The following is a 1,230-nucleotide window of genomic DNA, read 5'->3' as shown; positions in this document are numbered from 1 at the left end:
TTCGGATCAGGCCAGTTCGGCGCGCAGCCGGTGCGCGGCCTCGACCATGTTCCGCAGGGACGCCAGGGTTTCCGGCCAGTCGCGGGTTTTGAGGCCGCAGTCCGGATTGACCCACAGCCGTTCCTTGGGGATGCGTTCCAGGGCGCGGCGCAGGAGGTCGGTCATTTCCTCGGTCGAGGGTACGCGCGGGCTGTGGATGTCGTACACGCCGGGGCCGATTTCATTGGGGTAGTCGAATTTCCGGAAGGCTTCGAGCAGCTCCATCTTGCTTCGGCTGGACTCGATGCTGATGACGTCGGCGTCCATGGCCGCGATGGAGCCGATGATGTCATTGAACTCGCTGTAGCACATGTGGGAATGGATCTGGGTGGAGTCGGCCACGCCGGAGGTGGCGATGCGGAAATTCTCCACGGTCCAGGCCAGATAGGCGTTTCGGTCCACGCCCTTGATGGGCATGCCCTCGCTGAAGGCGGCCTCGTCGATCTGGATGAGGCGCACCCCGGCTTGCTCCAGATCGAGCACTTCGGCCCGGATGGCCAGGGCCAGCTGGCGGCAGACCTCGGCGCGGCTCAGGTCGTCACGCACGAAACTCCAGCACAGGATGGTCACCGGCCCGGTGAGCATGCCCTTCATGGGCTTTTTGGTCAGGGACTGGGCGTGGGTGATCCAGTCCACGGTCATGGGCCGGGGCCGCGTGATGTCTCCGTAAATGACCGGCGGCTTCACGCAGCGGCTGCCGTAGCTCTGCACCCAGCCGTTTTGGGTGAAGCAGAATCCATCCATCTGCTGGCCGAAGTATTCCACCATGTCGTTGCGTTCGGGTTCGCCATGGACCAGCACGTCAAGCCCCAGATCTTCCTGGATTTCAACCACGCGCCGGATTTCCTCGCGCAGATAGGCCTCATAGTGCTCCCGGTCGATGTCACCGGCTCGGAAGCTGGCGCGCTGTTGGCGGATTTCTGGGGTCTGGGGAAAGGAGCCGATGGTCGTCGTGGGCAGCAGGGGCAGATTCAGCCAGGCCTGGGCCGCCTTGCGCGTCGAATAGGGGTTGGCGCGGGTGGTCATGCCCGCGTCGATACCGGCGCACGCCGCGCGCACCGCCGGGTTGACCACCTTTGGGCTTTGGGCGCGGGAGCGGATGGCGGCCGCGTTGTCGGCAAGGATGCCGGCGTGGTCCTGGCCGGCCATGACCTGCCCGAGAACCCGGATTTCCGCGCATTTCTGGGTGGC

The 1,230-nt window shown here is 65.1% G+C and carries 1 protein-coding gene; it reads right to left on the bottom strand.

The genetic code is table 11. The features are described from left to right. Positions 1-6: 6 nt before the first annotated feature. A partial coding sequence (locus EOL86_15230) for a 5-methyltetrahydropteroyltriglutamate--homocysteine S-methyltransferase (GenBank protein NCD26922.1) occupies positions 7-1,230 on the bottom strand: 1,224 nt, incomplete at its 5' end.

It is taken from the genome of Deltaproteobacteria bacterium (assembly GCA_009930495.1).
In the GTDB taxonomy this organism is placed as follows: Bacteria; Desulfobacterota; Desulfovibrionia; order Desulfovibrionales; family Desulfomicrobiaceae; genus Desulfomicrobium.
The sequence above is the reverse complement of the archived record's forward strand: the minus strand, read 5'-3'. Positions and strand labels throughout refer to the sequence as shown.